This is a genomic window from Desulfosporosinus burensis (assembly GCF_054657535.1).
Genome location: NZ_BAAHYN010000011.1, coordinates 94,883 through 110,230 on the forward strand (window position 1 = coordinate 94,883; position 15,348 = coordinate 110,230).

At 42.0% G+C, this 15,348-nt stretch carries 14 protein-coding genes and 2 pseudogenes; 1 reads left to right on the forward strand and 15 read right to left on the reverse strand.

The window, feature by feature from the left end; all coding sequences use genetic code 11:
- Positions 1-193: 193 nt before the first annotated feature.
- From mttB to ACYQ3Q_RS19275, 12 genes and pseudogenes are all read right to left on the reverse strand, one after another.
- Positions 194-1,732, reverse strand: a pseudogene (gene mttB / locus ACYQ3Q_RS19220) ([trimethylamine--corrinoid protein] Co-methyltransferase).
- 106 nt (positions 1,733-1,838) lie between these two features.
- On the reverse strand, positions 1,839-2,477 hold the full coding sequence (locus tag ACYQ3Q_RS19225; protein WP_459930129.1) for a cobalamin B12-binding domain-containing protein: 639 nt from the start codon (positions 2,475-2,477) through the stop codon (positions 1,839-1,841).
- A 209-nt stretch (positions 2,478-2,686) separates the two neighbouring features.
- Positions 2,687-3,007, reverse strand: coding sequence for a pyrrolysine--tRNA(Pyl) ligase small subunit (gene pylSn / locus ACYQ3Q_RS19230; RefSeq protein WP_459930130.1), 321 nt, complete (start codon positions 3,005-3,007; stop codon positions 2,687-2,689).
- A 76-nt stretch (positions 3,008-3,083) separates the two neighbouring features.
- Positions 3,084-3,905 (reverse strand): 3-methylornithyl-N6-L-lysine dehydrogenase PylD, encoded by an 822-nt coding sequence (gene pylD, locus ACYQ3Q_RS19235; RefSeq protein WP_459930131.1) that lies wholly within the window; start codon positions 3,903-3,905, stop codon positions 3,084-3,086.
- Between the two features lie 5 nt (positions 3,906-3,910).
- Entirely contained in the window at positions 3,911-5,101 is a 1,191-nt protein-coding gene (gene pylC, locus ACYQ3Q_RS19240) for a 3-methylornithine--L-lysine ligase PylC (RefSeq protein WP_459930132.1), read from the reverse strand.
- Positions 5,102-5,123: 22 nt separating this feature from the next.
- Positions 5,124-6,230, reverse strand: a complete 1,107-nt coding sequence (gene pylB / locus ACYQ3Q_RS19245; protein ID WP_459930133.1) for a methylornithine synthase PylB — start codon at positions 6,228-6,230, stop codon at positions 5,124-5,126.
- Between the two features lie 682 nt (positions 6,231-6,912).
- A complete protein-coding gene (locus ACYQ3Q_RS19250) occupies positions 6,913-7,866 on the reverse strand; it encodes a phosphotransferase (RefSeq protein ID WP_459930134.1) in 954 nt (317 codons plus the stop codon).
- 101 nt (positions 7,867-7,967) lie between these two features.
- Positions 7,968-8,918, reverse strand: a complete 951-nt coding sequence (locus ACYQ3Q_RS19255) for a phosphotransferase (protein ID WP_459930135.1) — start codon at positions 8,916-8,918, stop codon at positions 7,968-7,970.
- Positions 8,919-9,016: 98 nt separating this feature from the next.
- The gene (gene pylSc, locus ACYQ3Q_RS19260) at positions 9,017-9,850 is read right to left on the reverse strand and encodes a pyrrolysine--tRNA(Pyl) ligase large subunit (protein WP_459930136.1); all 834 of its coding nucleotides are present in this window, start codon (positions 9,848-9,850) and stop codon (positions 9,017-9,019) included.
- A gap of 362 nt (positions 9,851-10,212) precedes the next feature.
- A complete protein-coding gene (locus ACYQ3Q_RS19265) occupies positions 10,213-10,461 on the reverse strand; it encodes a hypothetical protein (protein ID WP_459930137.1) in 249 nt (82 codons plus the stop codon).
- A gap of 24 nt (positions 10,462-10,485) precedes the next feature.
- Positions 10,486-11,052, reverse strand: coding sequence for a hypothetical protein (locus tag ACYQ3Q_RS19270; RefSeq protein ID WP_459930138.1), 567 nt, complete (start codon positions 11,050-11,052; stop codon positions 10,486-10,488).
- Between the two features lie 531 nt (positions 11,053-11,583).
- Positions 11,584-12,582 (reverse strand): 4Fe-4S binding protein, encoded by a 999-nt coding sequence (locus tag ACYQ3Q_RS19275; RefSeq protein WP_459930139.1) that lies wholly within the window; start codon positions 12,580-12,582, stop codon positions 11,584-11,586.
- 236 nt (positions 12,583-12,818) lie between these two features.
- Here ACYQ3Q_RS19275 and ACYQ3Q_RS19280 point away from each other — a divergent pair.
- Positions 12,819-13,138: pseudogene (locus tag ACYQ3Q_RS19280) on the forward strand (SPFH domain-containing protein); the annotation flags it as partial.
- Here ACYQ3Q_RS19280 and ACYQ3Q_RS19285 read toward each other — a convergent pair.
- Genes ACYQ3Q_RS19285 through buk form a run of 3 tightly spaced genes read right to left on the reverse strand, consistent with a single transcriptional unit; the run spans position 13,116 to position 15,258 of the window.
- Positions 13,116-13,241: a hypothetical protein gene (locus ACYQ3Q_RS19285; protein ID WP_459930249.1), complete on the reverse strand. Its 126-nt coding sequence runs from the start codon at positions 13,239-13,241 to the stop codon at positions 13,116-13,118. The pseudogene ACYQ3Q_RS19280 and the gene ACYQ3Q_RS19285 sit on opposite strands and share 23 nt — an antisense overlap.
- A 36-nt stretch (positions 13,242-13,277) precedes the next feature.
- Complete coding sequence (locus tag ACYQ3Q_RS19290) at positions 13,278-14,177, reverse strand: bifunctional enoyl-CoA hydratase/phosphate acetyltransferase (protein ID WP_459930140.1); 900 nt, start codon at positions 14,175-14,177, stop codon at positions 13,278-13,280.
- A 16-nt stretch (positions 14,178-14,193) separates the two neighbouring features.
- On the reverse strand, positions 14,194-15,258 hold the full coding sequence (gene buk, locus ACYQ3Q_RS19295; RefSeq protein ID WP_459930141.1) for a butyrate kinase: 1,065 nt from the start codon (positions 15,256-15,258) through the stop codon (positions 14,194-14,196).
- Positions 15,259-15,348 lie beyond the last annotated feature (90 nt).

A 15,348-nucleotide genomic window follows, 5' to 3' on the forward strand; every position in this document is an offset into this window, starting at 1 on the left:
TATATCTTATTGCAAAAACTGTGCCATACATTAATAAACCCTAAGAAAGCCCTATTACTAGTAATTACGTTTATATGCCTTATAACCAACACCTATATCGAGTCAGTTTTAACTTAAGTAAGTCAAAGAAGTGAAAGAGCCGATAACTATATCGACTCTTTCTCCAAAAACACATTGAACTATTCTCATACGGTTAGAATTTTGATTTTCGAGGTCTTCTTCTAGCTTCTTTTTCCTTCGCCTTGATTTCTGTTGTTTCAGCTTCTGCTTCTAAGACAATATCTTTCAACTGGCGTTGGATATCTTCTGAAAGGGGATTCTGATTTTCGTAGTTCTCAAGTATATCGATCGATTTAGCATAAGAAGTTTCGACAATATCCTTACTGCCAGCTGCTTCCCAGTTTTCACGATTCCTGCGATCTAACAATTCAGATTTGGATAGCTCTTTGTAATGCGCGTAAGTGTGATCACAGCTAATGAATTCTCCGCCGATACCTACCGAACGGACAACTTCCAATGCCATTTTCTCATCACTTATCGGAATACCTTTAATGGTATGCATAATCATGCGAGCCATTTCATTCTGCATAGCCATTTGAGCATAGTCCCAAGTTAAGCCACCTTCGAGCATCCCCAAACCATATATCATGTTAGCGCCTGCTAACGCTGGTAATAAGGCGGTCAGGGTAAACTCATGGGCTGCTTGGGCATCAGGTACTTTACTATCCGTCTATCCCCCAGCGACCCAGACAGGGATATTATAGAATTGAGAAAGTTTGGCACAAGCTGCGCTAAAGAGAGCAAGCTCTGGAGTTCCTACGCAGGCCACGGTTGTTCTCAAGTCCATCATGGTCGTGGAAGTTCCATAGACCATAGGATACCCTCTCTTTTCCAGCTGACCCAAAACAAACATACTTAGAATTTCGGCATTATGGGTCACAAGTGTGCTAGCTAGGTTAACACAAGTCGTCCCGCCAGCTAATCCCATGGAATTGATTTTAGCCGGAACGCCCAAGCGAATTGCTTGAAGTAGAGTATCTGTTGCACCCTTAGCATGGACAAGGGGGGCAACTGGGTCTGTACTTTGTGAGAAAAGGGGTCTTTGTCGGAATTTGTCTTCCCCGCCGGAAACAAGATAACCCATTTTGGCGACTGCTCGCATATTTTCAGGACGATTCATCCCGATATAAGCATGCTTGGTCGAATAGTTATAGAACGATTCGGCAATATGCACTTGGGCAACGTCTGGGTCTACTTCCGAAGGACCTAAAGCTCTTTCAAAGACGATGATCTGATCCATCGCTTCACAGAAGCGGGTTACATCATCCACGTCTTTTTTAAAGGGTTTTCTAAGCTGCCGAGTATAAGGGTCAATCATACGGATAGCTTCACCGAAGTTAACGAATCCGGTCCGATTCCCTTCATTGAGCCAATCATTCTCGCGCTTTCTTCCACATGCTCTAAAGGTCTTAGGAATCGAGCGAATCGCGTCCTCCACTAAGAACGCAGGAATTTTTACAATATTAGTAGTACGGTCAAGAGTACATCCAGCACTATAGAATATCTCTCGTGCCTCTTCACTTTCGACCTTTACCCCGACATCCCATAGAAGGTCCAAGGTCGCTAAATGGACATCATACAGCTCATCGTTGGTAAACATATTCAGCCCGATCCCCTCCATGCGGGTGGAACCAGCGTGTATACCTCTGAATGTCAAAAAACTCACCTCCATATATTTTAAGGACTATTAAAAGAAACACTAAGGATATACCTAAAATCCATTTTGCGTGGACAAACCACCCCCTTAAATAAGCTTTCAAATTCGCACAAGAATCCGATTATTTGGACGCCAGAAGTCTCTTGCAAAGTTCTACAGCTGAACCGGCATCTGCACCATAACCGTCCGCACCAATGGTGTCAGCATATTCCTGAGAAACGGGAGCTCCACCAATAATTACTTTCACTTTGTCTCTGAGCTCCTCTTCTTCCAACATTTCAATAATGTCTTGCATAGCAGGCATCGTTGTGGTCAACAGCGCGGACAGCGCTAAAATATCTGGTTCATGCTCAATAATGGCATCAATAAAGTCTTCAGCTGAGACATCGACTCCCATGTTGATAACTTCAAGCCCACCACTTTCGATCAGCATACCGACTAAGTTTTTGCCGATGTCATGAAGGTCTCCCTTAACAGTACCCAGCAGAATCTTACCTTTGCTCTTTTGGTCAGCAGCGGCAATTAACGGTTTCACCAGCTCTAGACCACTACTCATACTTTTTGCAGCCATGAGAACCTCTGGAACATACATATCCCCAGCCTTGAAGCGAACACCTACTACGTTCATACCGGCAATTAAGCCTTCGTTTACGATTTCCAGTGGATTGTTCCCTGCTGCAATAAGGCTCTTAACCTGATCCAAAACCTGATCTTTTTGTCCCTCAATAACACTTTTTGCAAGATCCGCATAGTTAGCCATTCCTAAATTTCCTCCTCTTTTTAGGTATTCATAACAAACCAAAAATCCGATTTAGCCCATTTACCTGTGCAAACCTCTCGCCCTAGGTAATGGTCTTAATAATAAAGCTTGCCTTCCGCTAAAAGGTAGAACAAGCATTATCAACTAAAATAACTTTCTATCGCAACACTGTTCTTAGCTGAGAGATTTAAGAACAGTTGAATTAGAATTTATAAACGGGACCCGTAGTTTTGGTTGACAAACGTTGCTGAGTATTTTACCAGTTTCCAGTTCGGAATTTTGCAAGTACCGCAAGCCCTAAAGAACAATTTGTTTCTTAGGCAACGAGCAGCCCGACTATTTTTAGAATTGTAAATCATGAATGATTCATTGCAATGAGTTATGATTTCGGCGCGATTCCCTCTAATCGTCATGCTCTTAATACCATGCAACGTCCCACTTTTTGAAGGCCATAATTTAAGCTTCTCAACAAACTTGAAGAAATCCACATTCTTACGATAATAACGCTTTTTTGACGAATCTATCGACATCTGTCTCAACTCCAATCCATCCTACGATTCCTGTGATTCGAGTGAAAACCAACCTACTTTGCTACGCACAAGTCCGTTACAAAACTTCCCCTAGCATTGTGGCTACTCCAATTTGCAGCGGATCATGAAGCAACCGATCAGTAAGTAGTTGCTCTCCCCCTACTCCCTGCACTCCTAGGGGGATTCCGGGTGCTGCAATTTTTGTAGTCTTCGTAATATATTTTAGCTCTATTACATTCACCGCTGGACAGGCATCAACAAAAATCTGATGTTTTGCTAAGGCGCTCTCCAAATCAGTCTCTACCTGAACGCTATAACCCAAATCTTCAATTACACCCCTCAGGCGTTGACTGGCAGATAAATCTATATCAAAAACAGTTACCAGCGCTCCATAACGGACAAGCGCTAAAGCTGCACTGTTTCCTACTGGACCAGCCCCAAGAAGCAACACGTGCTTACCTTCAAGCCCTTGGCACATGTGCTTAAGGCCTGTAACATAACCTTTACCAGTCGCTTCGCCGTTATCAGACACCTTGCCTGTTTTAAGATTAATAGCTACAAACCGATTATCGTCGGCCATGAATAAGATTTCTGCACCCTCTTGAACTGCTTCAGCAACACCCCCAGCGTCGCTGTTGTTTGCAATAACAGTCCTAAAGCCCAGATAATTAATAATGCTGGCCACTGATTCTGAAAATCCTTCGATAATTCCCTGACCACAGGTCATGGGTACTACCGCCACGAGCGGATTCTGTATATCGAGGTAGTCGATCTCTTTGCCCGAAGCCTGGGCAGCTATTTCCTTTAAAGAACATCCCGTCATTCTCACGAGATCATTATTATAAACCACTAAGGTTTCGGCTATTTGGTTAATATCGTTTTCCTTAAGTCGTGTCAATATTGTCAACTCCCTGAAGCGCTTTTAAAATGCTTAACGCTCTCTTCATACACTGGGTATCGGTCTATATAATGTCGGATGCCCCATTCCTTTCGGATCGCTTGAATGACTGCGCAGCGCTTACTCCACGCCTCTTTTATGTCTACCCCTGTGATTATAAGGGTTGCTACCCACTCCGTTTTACCTGGTGAGTAGTTGGTGAGAACTTCATCAGCCCCAAAAAAATCCGGATAAAGATAGAGCGGTCCAACACCTGACATAATATGCTCGCCAGAAACTTCGAGACAATCATTGCCTACTTGAATGTGTTCTAGAATTGCGCCGCGCTTTTCGGTAATCTCAAACGCGGACCAAGACTTATTAAGGACAAAGGCTTGACCAAGGATTTCTAACATGTTAATCCCTGTAGCATGATAAACTGCGATAGGAGTTTGACTGGGAAGCCGAGCATCTATTTCTAGAACTTTCAGCTGTCCTCTATGTAATATCGTCTCAACATCCATAATTCCATTCAAATTTAAGCTCTTGGCCAAACTTAATCCGATCTGCTCAAACTCTTCCCTTAGCGAATCTGATAATTGGACTGAACCCACAACTCGTTTGCAATCATAGACTTGATCCATATGCAATTCTGTGATTTGTAAGACTTTATAGACTCCAGAAAAACCGATAATCTCCAGCGAATATGACGGACCTTCCAGGTATTCCTCTATCACCCAATCCTTCATACCTTTTTCAAATAAGTGGTGAAATTCCTGACTACTCTCTAGCTTTACAACCCCTTCACTCCCACTTGCGTCAGAAGGTTTTACGATCAGCGGAAAACCACACTCCGGCCAAGCGATCGGTGCAGGTACTCCTAGGCGATTAAACAATTCATTAGACCTAATTTTTGAAGAAGAGATGGCATAAGCATTCTCGTCAAACATTAAAGGCACATTGGCATATTTAGCACTTCTTACAAGGCTATCTAAAGCGACTTGATTCTCCAAAGCAGGAATGATCAGATCAAACTCTTTTAGAAAAGGTATCCACTCTACAACTTTTGTGACATCTATTGAATGAAACTGATCACAAAGTTCAGCCGCCGGAACCCAAGAATTCTTATCGACTAGGACAACTTCCCATCCAGCCTTCTTGGCAAGATAGACCGCCTCAACCCCCTGAAGCTTACCCCCAACAACAACAACCCTCATGCTAATGCTCCTCCCAAAGGAATTATGAACGATTTTGACGCTTCAGGACCCAGTCTGTATACTCATCTCTGCTTGCCGGAACCAGCCCGTGCTGAGCTAGTACGGGAATAATTCTACTTATCGTTCGATTTCCGTCATCAATGTCTAGGGAATGATTCGACACTCCAGCCAAGCCAGACTGGGGAGGAATAATCGAGGTTACAATATTAGCCCCAGCGTCAAGGCGATCCGCTAAACCCTTAAGACCATCAACATCTAAGGAAGCTGGAATCAGGCGATCCGGAAAGACTAAACGCATAATAGCGATGATCAGCAACTCTCTATACCGAGCTACCGGGGTGAAGTGGTGCATAGGAGTGCCCTCCTGGGGAACAAAACTCATAACCCGTACTTGATCCGCGCCTAAATCTCTCATAGCCTCCAGCGAATCTACTAAGTCTTCGTCCGTATCACCCACTCCAGTCAGTAACCCTTCTTCAATGAGAAAACCTAACTTGTGGGCAAACTTTTTTCGTTTCATTCGTTCAGAATAGCTTTGTCCAAGTCTAAGTTTATGATATAAATCAGGGTTATGGGTTTCTTGATAGGTAGCATACCAATCGATGCCGGCTGCCTTAAACTCGCGTAGTACCTCCTCAGAAACAACTCCTGCGGAGATCATAATCGGAATCTCTGTGCTTTTTTTAATCAGTTCTACAGTTCTTATCAAATGTTCAAAGCCTGACTCTTGTTTGTCAAAATAATACGGATCTTCTCCCATCGTTAAATCCAATAAGTGAACTCCCGATTCCACGAGACTTAAAGCTGTCTCCATGATTTCTAAATCCGTTTTACGATATCGTTCTATAGAGTGATTTGACTTACGATACAGACAAAAAGAACATTCATTGCGACAATAGGTTGAGAAATAAACAAACCCATATATAAATATTTTATCCTCAAAGTAGCGGGTTCGAAGCAGGCGGGCAACGTTAAACACTTTGGAAAGATCAGTTTCTTCAGACAACGTTAGCAAAAACAAAAGTTCGTCTCTGCTCAAAGGGTTCTCTTGGGCCGCTTTTTCTAGAATCACATCTAACTTCGAGCTTGCAGAATCTAACATCAAATCACCTTCTTTTTGTTCAATCATTTCTAAAACTCCTAATCCTTAATGATGCAAATTCTATGCCAAGAAATAATTATTTGTCGCCTGTTATTAGATTCTCTTTCTCGATCCCTGAAACCCACGCACACTAGGGCTATCCGCAAAACATTACTCCATTTTGGTGGAAGCAGTCGAGTATTAATTTTGAAATCTTAGAGAAAATGTGGATTAATTCAAGTCCATCAGTACTCTGTTAAGTCATTATTAACTCACACATTTAAAAGGGTACCCTCTGGTACCCCGAAACATAGGCAAGGATTTAGACGCTTCTCCTATTTCAGCACGACGTTTATCTGCAACCTCCGTCCTTAAGTGCGCGATAAAATTAGATACTACCTCCCATAGTAACATTTTTAACTTATTATATTCTTAAGTTAATACAACCGCAATAAGTATAAACCTTGCTTTAATCCATCTTGTCAGTACGGATTGAATATTTGATTTATTCTTTTGGATCACTTTCAATACCTGACAGGGTATGCTTAGTGATAAAGAAAAGCCTGCATCTCTATCGACTTTTAATAATTAAGAAAGGATCCAGTGTCGATAGCACTGAACCCTTTCTTGACGAGATGTTTGAGGTTTTAGACATTTCGAGATCTAGAGATTAGAGATTAGAGAGGTAGTTGAGTCATATAGTTAACAAGATCCGAGCTAAGAAAGAATCTTATTGATTCGCTTTAATAGATCGGTCTAAACTACCATTGTGAATTAAGGCATACGCTCGGTTATATCGATTCAACCCATACGGCCAATACTCATCTCTCGATTTACCCATAGCGATTTGCAGTACAGCCCAATAGGCCCATAACGCATCACATAAGAATTTATTAATAATTAGGGAACCTAGTTGTTGCTCTGTTAATTCCCCGCCATAATACTCCTTTAAGAAAAAGCGTTCTTGTTCATCCGTGAGTTCTGCCTCAATGGAGAGCGCTCCCAAATCAAACAAAGGATCATTCATACCGCCGTATTCCCAATCAATCAGGTAGAAGTTTTTCTGATCATCCAACCAGTTTTCGCAAAGTGGATCATTATGGCAAGGTGCTAAGGGCGGGGGATTATTCTTAAAGAGCACTCTGAGTTCTTCAATTTTTTCCCGCATGGTTTCTGCACCTTCATAGAAGGCAAAGTTTTTCTCTGCTAATAATTGTATATAGGTTTCGATTTCTTTTAAGGGATTAAAGTCAGAGATAAATTCTTTATTTGAGTCATGGTATTTTCTAAAAACATGAGCTGCCATACTCAGATAGCGTGCTTCTTCTTTGAAATCCTTGATGTGTAAAGTTTTGCAATCGTCAATATACTTACACACTTGATTTCCTGTTGTTTCATCATAATAAATTATGGGAGCACTAATGCCAATATCAGCCATAACTTGAGCATTGTGCTTTTCAGCTGGGCGATTTAAGTACTCCATCGTTCCTGCTCCAGCAAGCCTTAGCGCATAGGTTACTTCATCTATGGTAACTTTGTAGTTACTGTTCGTTAACCCACCAGGTAAAATTTCAATAACACTAATTCGTGAATTTGAAAACTTTGGGATCTCACTAATTAGTTTATAGACTCGCCCAATAGTCTCCAATGAGATAGAGGGCTCAATCAGAGTTTTCTCATGCATAAAACTACATCCTCCAATGCAACTTATAGACTAATTAATCCTTGCCCTAATTGCAACAATATATTACTAAAATGACTGCAAACAGCCCAAGACAGTGAGCCCTATTGATTAGCTTTAATTGAGCGATCTAAACTTCCATTATAAATTAAATCATAAGCTCGATTAAAGCGATTTAACCCGTACTCCCAATACTCTTCCTTTGGTTTGCCCATGGCAATTTGAAGGATAGACCAATACGCCCATAAAACGTCGCACAGGAATTTATTAATAACGAGGGAACCCAACTGTTGCTCTGTCTGTTTCCCGCTGAAATATTGTGTTAAGAGAAATTGCTCCTGTTCTTCAGAAAATTCAGCTTCGATAGATAAGGCTGCTAAATCAAAGATGGGATCGTTCATCCCAGCATACTCCCAATCAATAAGGTAGAAGTTCTTTTTGTCATCCAACCAATTTACGGGAAGTGGATCATTATGACAAGGAGCCTTTGGAGGGGGGTTCTTTTTAAACAACTCGTTAATTTCTTCAATCTTTTGGACCATTGTTTCTGCGCCTTCATAAAATTCGTAATTCTTGTCAGCCAGTAATTTTATATAAGCATCAATTTCTTTTAAAGGATTAAAATCACAGTAAAATTCTATATTACCGTCATGATATTTCCTGAAAACGCGCGCTGCCATAATGAGGTAATTCTCTTCCTTGAAATCTTCACCATGCAACGTTTTACTATCGTCAATATATTTACACACCTGATTCCCAGTAGTTTCGTCGTAATAAATAATAGGGGCACTAATACCCATATCAGCCATGACCTGCGCATTGTGTTTTTCAGCTGGGCGATTTATGTAATGTATGGTTCCGACTCCAGCAAGCCTTACAGCATAGGTCACTTCATCAATCGTAACTTTATAGTTACTGTTTGTTATTCCTCCGGGTAAAATCTCAATCACACTAATTCTTGAGTTCGAAAAATAAGGGATCTCACTGATCATTTTGTAAACTCGCCCAATAGTCTCCAAAGAGATAGCGGGTTCGATCATAATTTGTTCATGCATAGACAATAAATCCTCCCATTCACTAATTGCACTTTTTTAGCATCCTACACCCTGAGTATCAAGGATTTACTGAGATTGGTAATATTGCCGATTAGCCCTTAAATATTTAAGCGTACTCCGTCAAGATAAGTAAGGCTTCTACCCATACTCTGGACATTCTGAGATCCTTCCTTCATCATTAATAGACGTTCTAAACCAAATCCAATCCCAACCCATGGATCAATAATTCCCCACTGATCGTCTAATACATGGGGACCCATAGCACTTGAACCTAACTCGATACCTTTAACAACATCTAATGTATCTCCATAAACAACGGACGAGGTTAATTCCAACTGATAATCGGCAATACCAACGGTATCCATGACCAAAGATGCAAGTTCTTCCAAGCGTTGATGTCTCTGATCTTCTGGTAAACCAAGTTCTGTCAGGTTAAGCATCGTAAACTCGTTTAAATGTAGAGAACCCTTAGACTCTTTCCGGTAACAAGTCCCGACCTCGAAGATGCGTATCGGTTTTTCCCATAAACGCAATAAATCTTTCCAAAGTGTATATAGATTAGGCGCCAGCATAGGACGTAAACACCGCTTTGCATCAAGCCAGAACACCTGGTCAAAAAGTGGATGATCCTCAGAGACTGACATTTTAGCTAATGATGCTTTTGAGATGATCGTCGGAGTGACCACCTGTACGAATCCTTGCTTAGTTAAAGCTTCAACGAGTTGCTGTTCGAGAAGACATAAAGAGGGTCGTCTCTTAATATCCCGCAGTTCCATTAAGTGTCTCTTCCCCTCGACTACCAACAGATGTTCTTGTTCCTGAAAAGCTCTGTCGCGCGCTTGCTGAGAATCAAAACACATCTCTCGCTGGGCTTCATTGGCGTTAAGTTCTTGTAAGCGTTGTTTTTGGATCGGTGTCCATGTAATGCTCACTCAGCTACCCCCTGGAATTTATTGGCGAGGAGTACGGGAGTTTCACCCGTCTACGCGGATTTAGAGTCCACGCGATCAATCCGATCTACCCCCCATGTATAAATGACACCTAGCACACTACTGGAACACGGTTTTAATACTATGCAAATTCAGTGCCAATCTTAAGTTGAAGCGCCTTACCATAAATTGTTTCTTGCAACAATTTGCTGTAATCGTTTCTAGAAGCGATCCTAGCTGCATTTTCGCTGAAGATCAACCCTGCTTCTATGTTTAACTTATCTTAGTTTTCACGATAGTTCAAGTCACGAAGGACTTTTTTCAGTCATTCTTAACTCATAAATGACTTGAAATCAGGGTTCTCCTCATTCCGAATAACTGATTCGTTCTTTCCTTATAATGTGATATACCTCGAGGACAGAAATTACCCAAACAGCGATTCCTCCGGAATATCTGCCAATTACTGAAATATCAGGCGAAGTTAATTTAAAAGTAATGTACCCGAAGATGCACATCCAAAATAGCATCACTAACCCACGCATGGGCCTCGATAAAAAGAGATAGCCTGAACCTGGAATGATCATAGCGGCTATGATAGGAATTTGATATGGCAATCGAAGCCTCCTCCATATCATCCCTTAATACCCACGAGGTCTAGGCCAGCGACTAGATCCAGCCTGCAGAAAAGCCTTTGTGTCTACAAATTTATAGCGATGCAAGGTGAACCACAGAGAAGCCAAAAAGTAAAATAGTAAACCTGCTAAGACATTGACCCAATACCCAAAATACATTCCACCTAACGTCGTTAAAGTCAGTACTAGTAAGATCAGCGCAGGAATAGGATGCCAAGGAGCGACATACCCACGTTCAATCGAGCCCATTGGATACATCTTTCGGAATTTAAACATCATGTACCCCATGAATAAATAGACCAGTAAGGCCGAAAGGATCGAAAAAGTAATAACCTGATCCGCTTCAGGAATGACTGACCCGATTTCTGTGTTAATCATTACTAAGGATATATAAAGAATTCCGATGACCCAACAGGCGATAATGGCTCCCAGCGACCCCCCTTTTGCAACAGTGAAGTTCCAGCCCATAAATTCTCCGACTAGAACAATACCGACCCCCAGTGCCCAAATATGCATCGGACCTAGGACTTTCGAAAGATGTTGCTCCTGTTGAACGCCCACTGAATCACTCAAGACTTGCCCCCTCCTTTGCGGTTCATTTCAACACGGATAAAGTCTTGTGCCATTATTACAAACAAGAATGCACAAAGCCCCCAGGCAATCCAATTCATCAATCCCCATATATTCACAGTTGTATAACCTCCATCAAAAAATAACTTTCAACTTACTTTTTTATGAACTTTGTTATACCATGATGAACATAACGTCAAATACTTCCATCAAGGGACTGTTGACCGGTTTTTTCTCCTTTTCGGCTTTCAATATTCATTCTCCCTTCTTAACCAAGCCTAAATATCTAGTCATGCACACAAACCGTTCACTCCCACAGCTATTCATTTAAGGCTGCTTGGTACAGTATTCAGCAATTCTTCGCTATATAAGGCAATGCGATTTTTCTTTAGATGTACTAATCAATCGATTCAATACCTTGAAATTATTGGATCTTCGATTCAGTTCGACTTATAACTACTTTAATAAGTCAAGAATAACTCAGTTATACCCATAAAAAAACAACCATCCATTTACAACGGATGGTTGTCCAGTTCAATGCCCAATTTGATCAATCACAGGCAAGAGTCGTCTATACACATCCATCGGCATCTTTGACTCCCAATGTCCTGTGAGAATTGCAACACCGATAATCAAAAGCCATAGACCCAGAACACCAAGAGCTAAGTTTTTTGAGGTAAGAGACCTCTGACCTGATACGGCTTGAAACGTCAAAGTTTCTTTAACTGGACATTGCTGCACACAGCTCAAGCAACCCGTACACTCCGGAGACCATACCTGACCTGCTTGGTCTACAAGAATTCGATTCGGACAACTTGCTGTACATTTCCCACACTGTAGGCAAGACTGCTTATTCCGAGTAATTTTAAACGGACTGAGTGTACTAAACAGCCCTAATAGTCCACCATATGGGCAAAGATAGCGGCACCAAAAATTTTCGAAGAGAGTCGAAAATAGGATAAGAAGACCAATAACTGACATCCCTACAATGCTTAAGCTCTGAAAAAACCTCAGCATTTTAACATCGGATACCATGTTGTAAGGCGTATTCATGAAAGCCACTGCTTCTGCCCCACTCATTCCAAATAAGATCAGCGAGACAAAGAGGAACAATAAGATGTATTTAATCGATCGAAGAGCATAGTCCAACCAGTTTGGAACCTTAAAATTCCTACCAAAAATTACTTTCCCGATTTTCGCTAGTCCTTCAGAAAGAGTCCCAATCGGGCAGATCCAAGAACAAAAGGTCCTTTTAAGCAATAAAGATAAAATGATAGCCGCCAGGAAAATAACTAGGCCCGCTGGATGGATAGAGTCAAAGTTTCCTGTGGAAATCCATGCTTTCAAACCAACTAAGGCACTGATCGGCAAAAAAGCCTCAACTCCGGCAGGTCGGGATACGTAAGTTATTGAACCATTAGCAACCTGTTCGAGAAATACAATAAAGGTTATTCCAATATAAAGTACGACGGCCGCAAACAGTATTTGGACAGCATGTCTAATCGAAACATGTTTAAAATAGCTAGATTTCATAAGGTCCCCTTTCAACCATGTAATACCCCAGTGACATCAATTAATCAAATTAAACTAGTTATTTAGACCCCTCAAACATACATGCTAAGTAGCAAGTGTTTAACTCTTTGATCATTATAATTAAAATTCAAATAACAAGATGTGACTTTAATTCTGCAATAGGCAATGGATTCATCAAGGATTCAAATCCCGGTTGTTGATCTTGGTGTTGGTCCGGAAACGTAGGTAGAGGTACTGAATTAATGAATGAACTCCGGCAACGACTTAGGCTAGCAGGTGTAGAAGTAAGCGAAGCACGCCTTACCCACCTAGCCTATGCTACTGAAATCGCAGGCGCAATGCTGCAAAGGCAACAAGCCTCGGCGATCCTCTCTGCCCGTTAAATCATTGTTGAGGGTGCTGTGGGCATGGTTCAAATGGCAATTGAACGAATCGAAAAAGATGGGGTTGTCAAACTTGACGAAGAGCGTAAAGCTACTATGATCAATAACCTCCTCGTCTCCATCGTTTCCGAGCGAGCAGTCAACCTGTGATTAATACTGGAACGATGTATTAAACCATTCCAATTCAATCAATAAAAGCTGAGTTTTTCCGGCACCATACCCACCAACTAATACCAACACTCGGCGATTCAGCAAAGAAGTCCCCGACCCATCCAAGAAAATCACTCCCTTACTGCTCTTTGCACACTTCGTCTATCGACTCAAAGCAGCCATGGTTAGGGCCATGAACTTACTTCTCGGAGTATCATTTCTTGAGGTTAGAACGATGGGTACTTTTGCCCCAAGAACGATCCCCGCCATTGTCGCTCCAGCAAAGTAAACTAAAGATTTTGCTAAAACATTTCCTGCTTCGATCGTAGGAACTAAGATTAAATCCACATCCCCGTTGATCTGACTCTTGATCCCCTTATGTTTCAAGGCGGCTGCACTCACAGCTCCATCCAGAGCTAATGGACCTTCCACGATCGCACCCTGGAATTCTCCGGCTCGACTCATCCCGGCTAAAGCTTCGGCATCCATGGTCGCCGGCATTTTAGTGCTCGCCACTTCATTAGCAGCCAAAGCGATAACCTTTATCAAATCCATTCCAATATCCTTTAAATATAACAAGCTGTTCTCCAAGATTTCTTTTTTTTGCATCAAATCCGGAGCAATATTTATCCCCCCGTCGGACATAAACAGCAAACGAGAAAAACCTGGAACTTGAAATGCGGAAAGGTGACTGAGTAAGCGCCCAGTTCTCAGTCCTCTATCTGATCTAAGCACTGCCCGCAGAAAATCTGCGCTGTTGACTATACCCTTCATCAAAAACTGCGCTCGCCCATCCTCGATGGCATCTACAGCCTTATTGGCGGCAGCAACGGGACATGGTTCCTGAATCAGTTCAGCATTTTCTAAGTCTAACCCGATATCTTGAGCTAATCTCTTAATCAGGTCAACATCTCCGACCAGGACAGGGGTAATTAACCCTTCATATTGGGCTAATTTGATAGCTTCTAAGATATCTTTATCAGCAGCAGCAGCCACTGCAACCGTTACCCGACCTATGCTCTTCGCTTTTTCTTGTAGAGATCCAAATCCACTAAATCGCACTTTTTTCACCCCATTTTTATCCTTCGTAGATCAAAGCTTTTTCTTCTCCTCTAAGGACTCTTAAGGCACCCAAGGCCAAAGCTTCCATCTCTTCTTCACCTGGTACTACTACAACAGGGGAAATAAATGAGACACGACGAATAACTTCTTGAGTGATAAATTCAGAATGAGCGAGTCCACCAGTTAAAACAATTCGATCAACTTCTCCAGCCAATACGGTGGCCATCGCGCCAATCTCCTTAGCCACTTGATAACAGAGGCCTTCCAGTACAAGTTTGGCGTCCGAGTTGCCTTCCTTCATTCGCGTCTCAGCTTCTCGCGCATCTTTTGTTCCAAGGTAAGCGAACATACCGCCTGTTTTGAGAAGTTTAGTCAGCATTTCCTTTTCCGAATACTTTCCGGAATAGCACAGTTTGACGAGTTGAAAGGAAGGTAATGTCCCACAGCGTTCGACTGAATAAGGCCCCTCATTATTGGCATTATTAACATCCAGCATTTTTCCTTTGCGGTGTGGGGCGACTGAAATCCCCCCACCTAAATGCGCGATAATTAAGTTCACGTCCGGATATGTTTTCCCGAGTTCTTGGGCTACTTTACGGGCAACAGCCTTCATGTTTAAGGCATGTGATTGACTTAAGCGGGATAATTCCGGAAGTCCGGAAAGCCTCGCTACCGGTTCCATTTCGTCGACTGACACAGGATCCACAATAAAGACTGGAACGTTGATTCTTCGCCCCAAGTGATAGGCGATAATTCCACCTAAGTTAGAAGCATGTTCCCCACCGGGTGCATTATGTAATGTGTTCTCTAGGGAGGCATCCACCAAATAGGTGCCCCCAACTAAAGGATTGAGTAATCCACCCCGTCCCACGATCCCCTCAAAAACATCTAACGGTGTCCCATGATCGTCAATCACTTGTAAAATTTGCTCGATTCGATATCCGTATTGATCTCCGACGCGAGTAAACGCGTTAATTTCACTGGCTGGGTGATCAATTCCATGTTTCCAAAGGCAAGTCTCGTTTTCGTAGGCTGCGATTTTTGTAGATGTTGAACCTGGATTAATGGCGAGTACTTTCAAAACATAACCTCCTTCTGAAAAGCATCCTATAATTATATCATAAAATGTCGAAATATTAATAATTTAGTCTCACGCAAACTCAGGACTAGA

What these genes read in the sequence shown, in the direction of transcription:
- ACYQ3Q_RS19250 (WP_459930134.1), bottom strand. Translation starts at nt 7,866, where the DNA reads ATGCATGAGAAAACTCTGATTGAGCCCTCTATCTCATTGGAGACTATT.
- pylSn (WP_459930130.1), bottom strand. Translation starts at nt 3,007, where the DNA reads ATGTCGATAGATTCGTCAAAAAAGCGTTATTATCGTAAGAATGTGGAT.
- ACYQ3Q_RS19275 (WP_459930139.1), bottom strand. Translation starts at nt 12,582, where the DNA reads ATGAAATCTAGCTATTTTAAACATGTTTCGATTAGACATGCTGTCCAA.
- ACYQ3Q_RS19255 (WP_459930135.1), bottom strand. Translation starts at nt 8,918, where the DNA reads ATGCATGAACAAATTATGATCGAACCCGCTATCTCTTTGGAGACTATT.
- pylC (WP_459930132.1), bottom strand. Translation starts at nt 5,101, where the DNA reads ATGAGGGTTGTTGTTGTTGGGGGTAAGCTTCAGGGGGTTGAGGCGGTC.
- ACYQ3Q_RS19225 (WP_459930129.1), bottom strand. Translation starts at nt 2,477, where the DNA reads ATGGCTAACTATGCGGATCTTGCAAAAAGTGTTATTGAGGGACAAAAA.
- pylB (WP_459930133.1), bottom strand. Translation starts at nt 6,230, where the DNA reads ATGATTGAACAAAAAGAAGGTGATTTGATGTTAGATTCTGCAAGCTCG.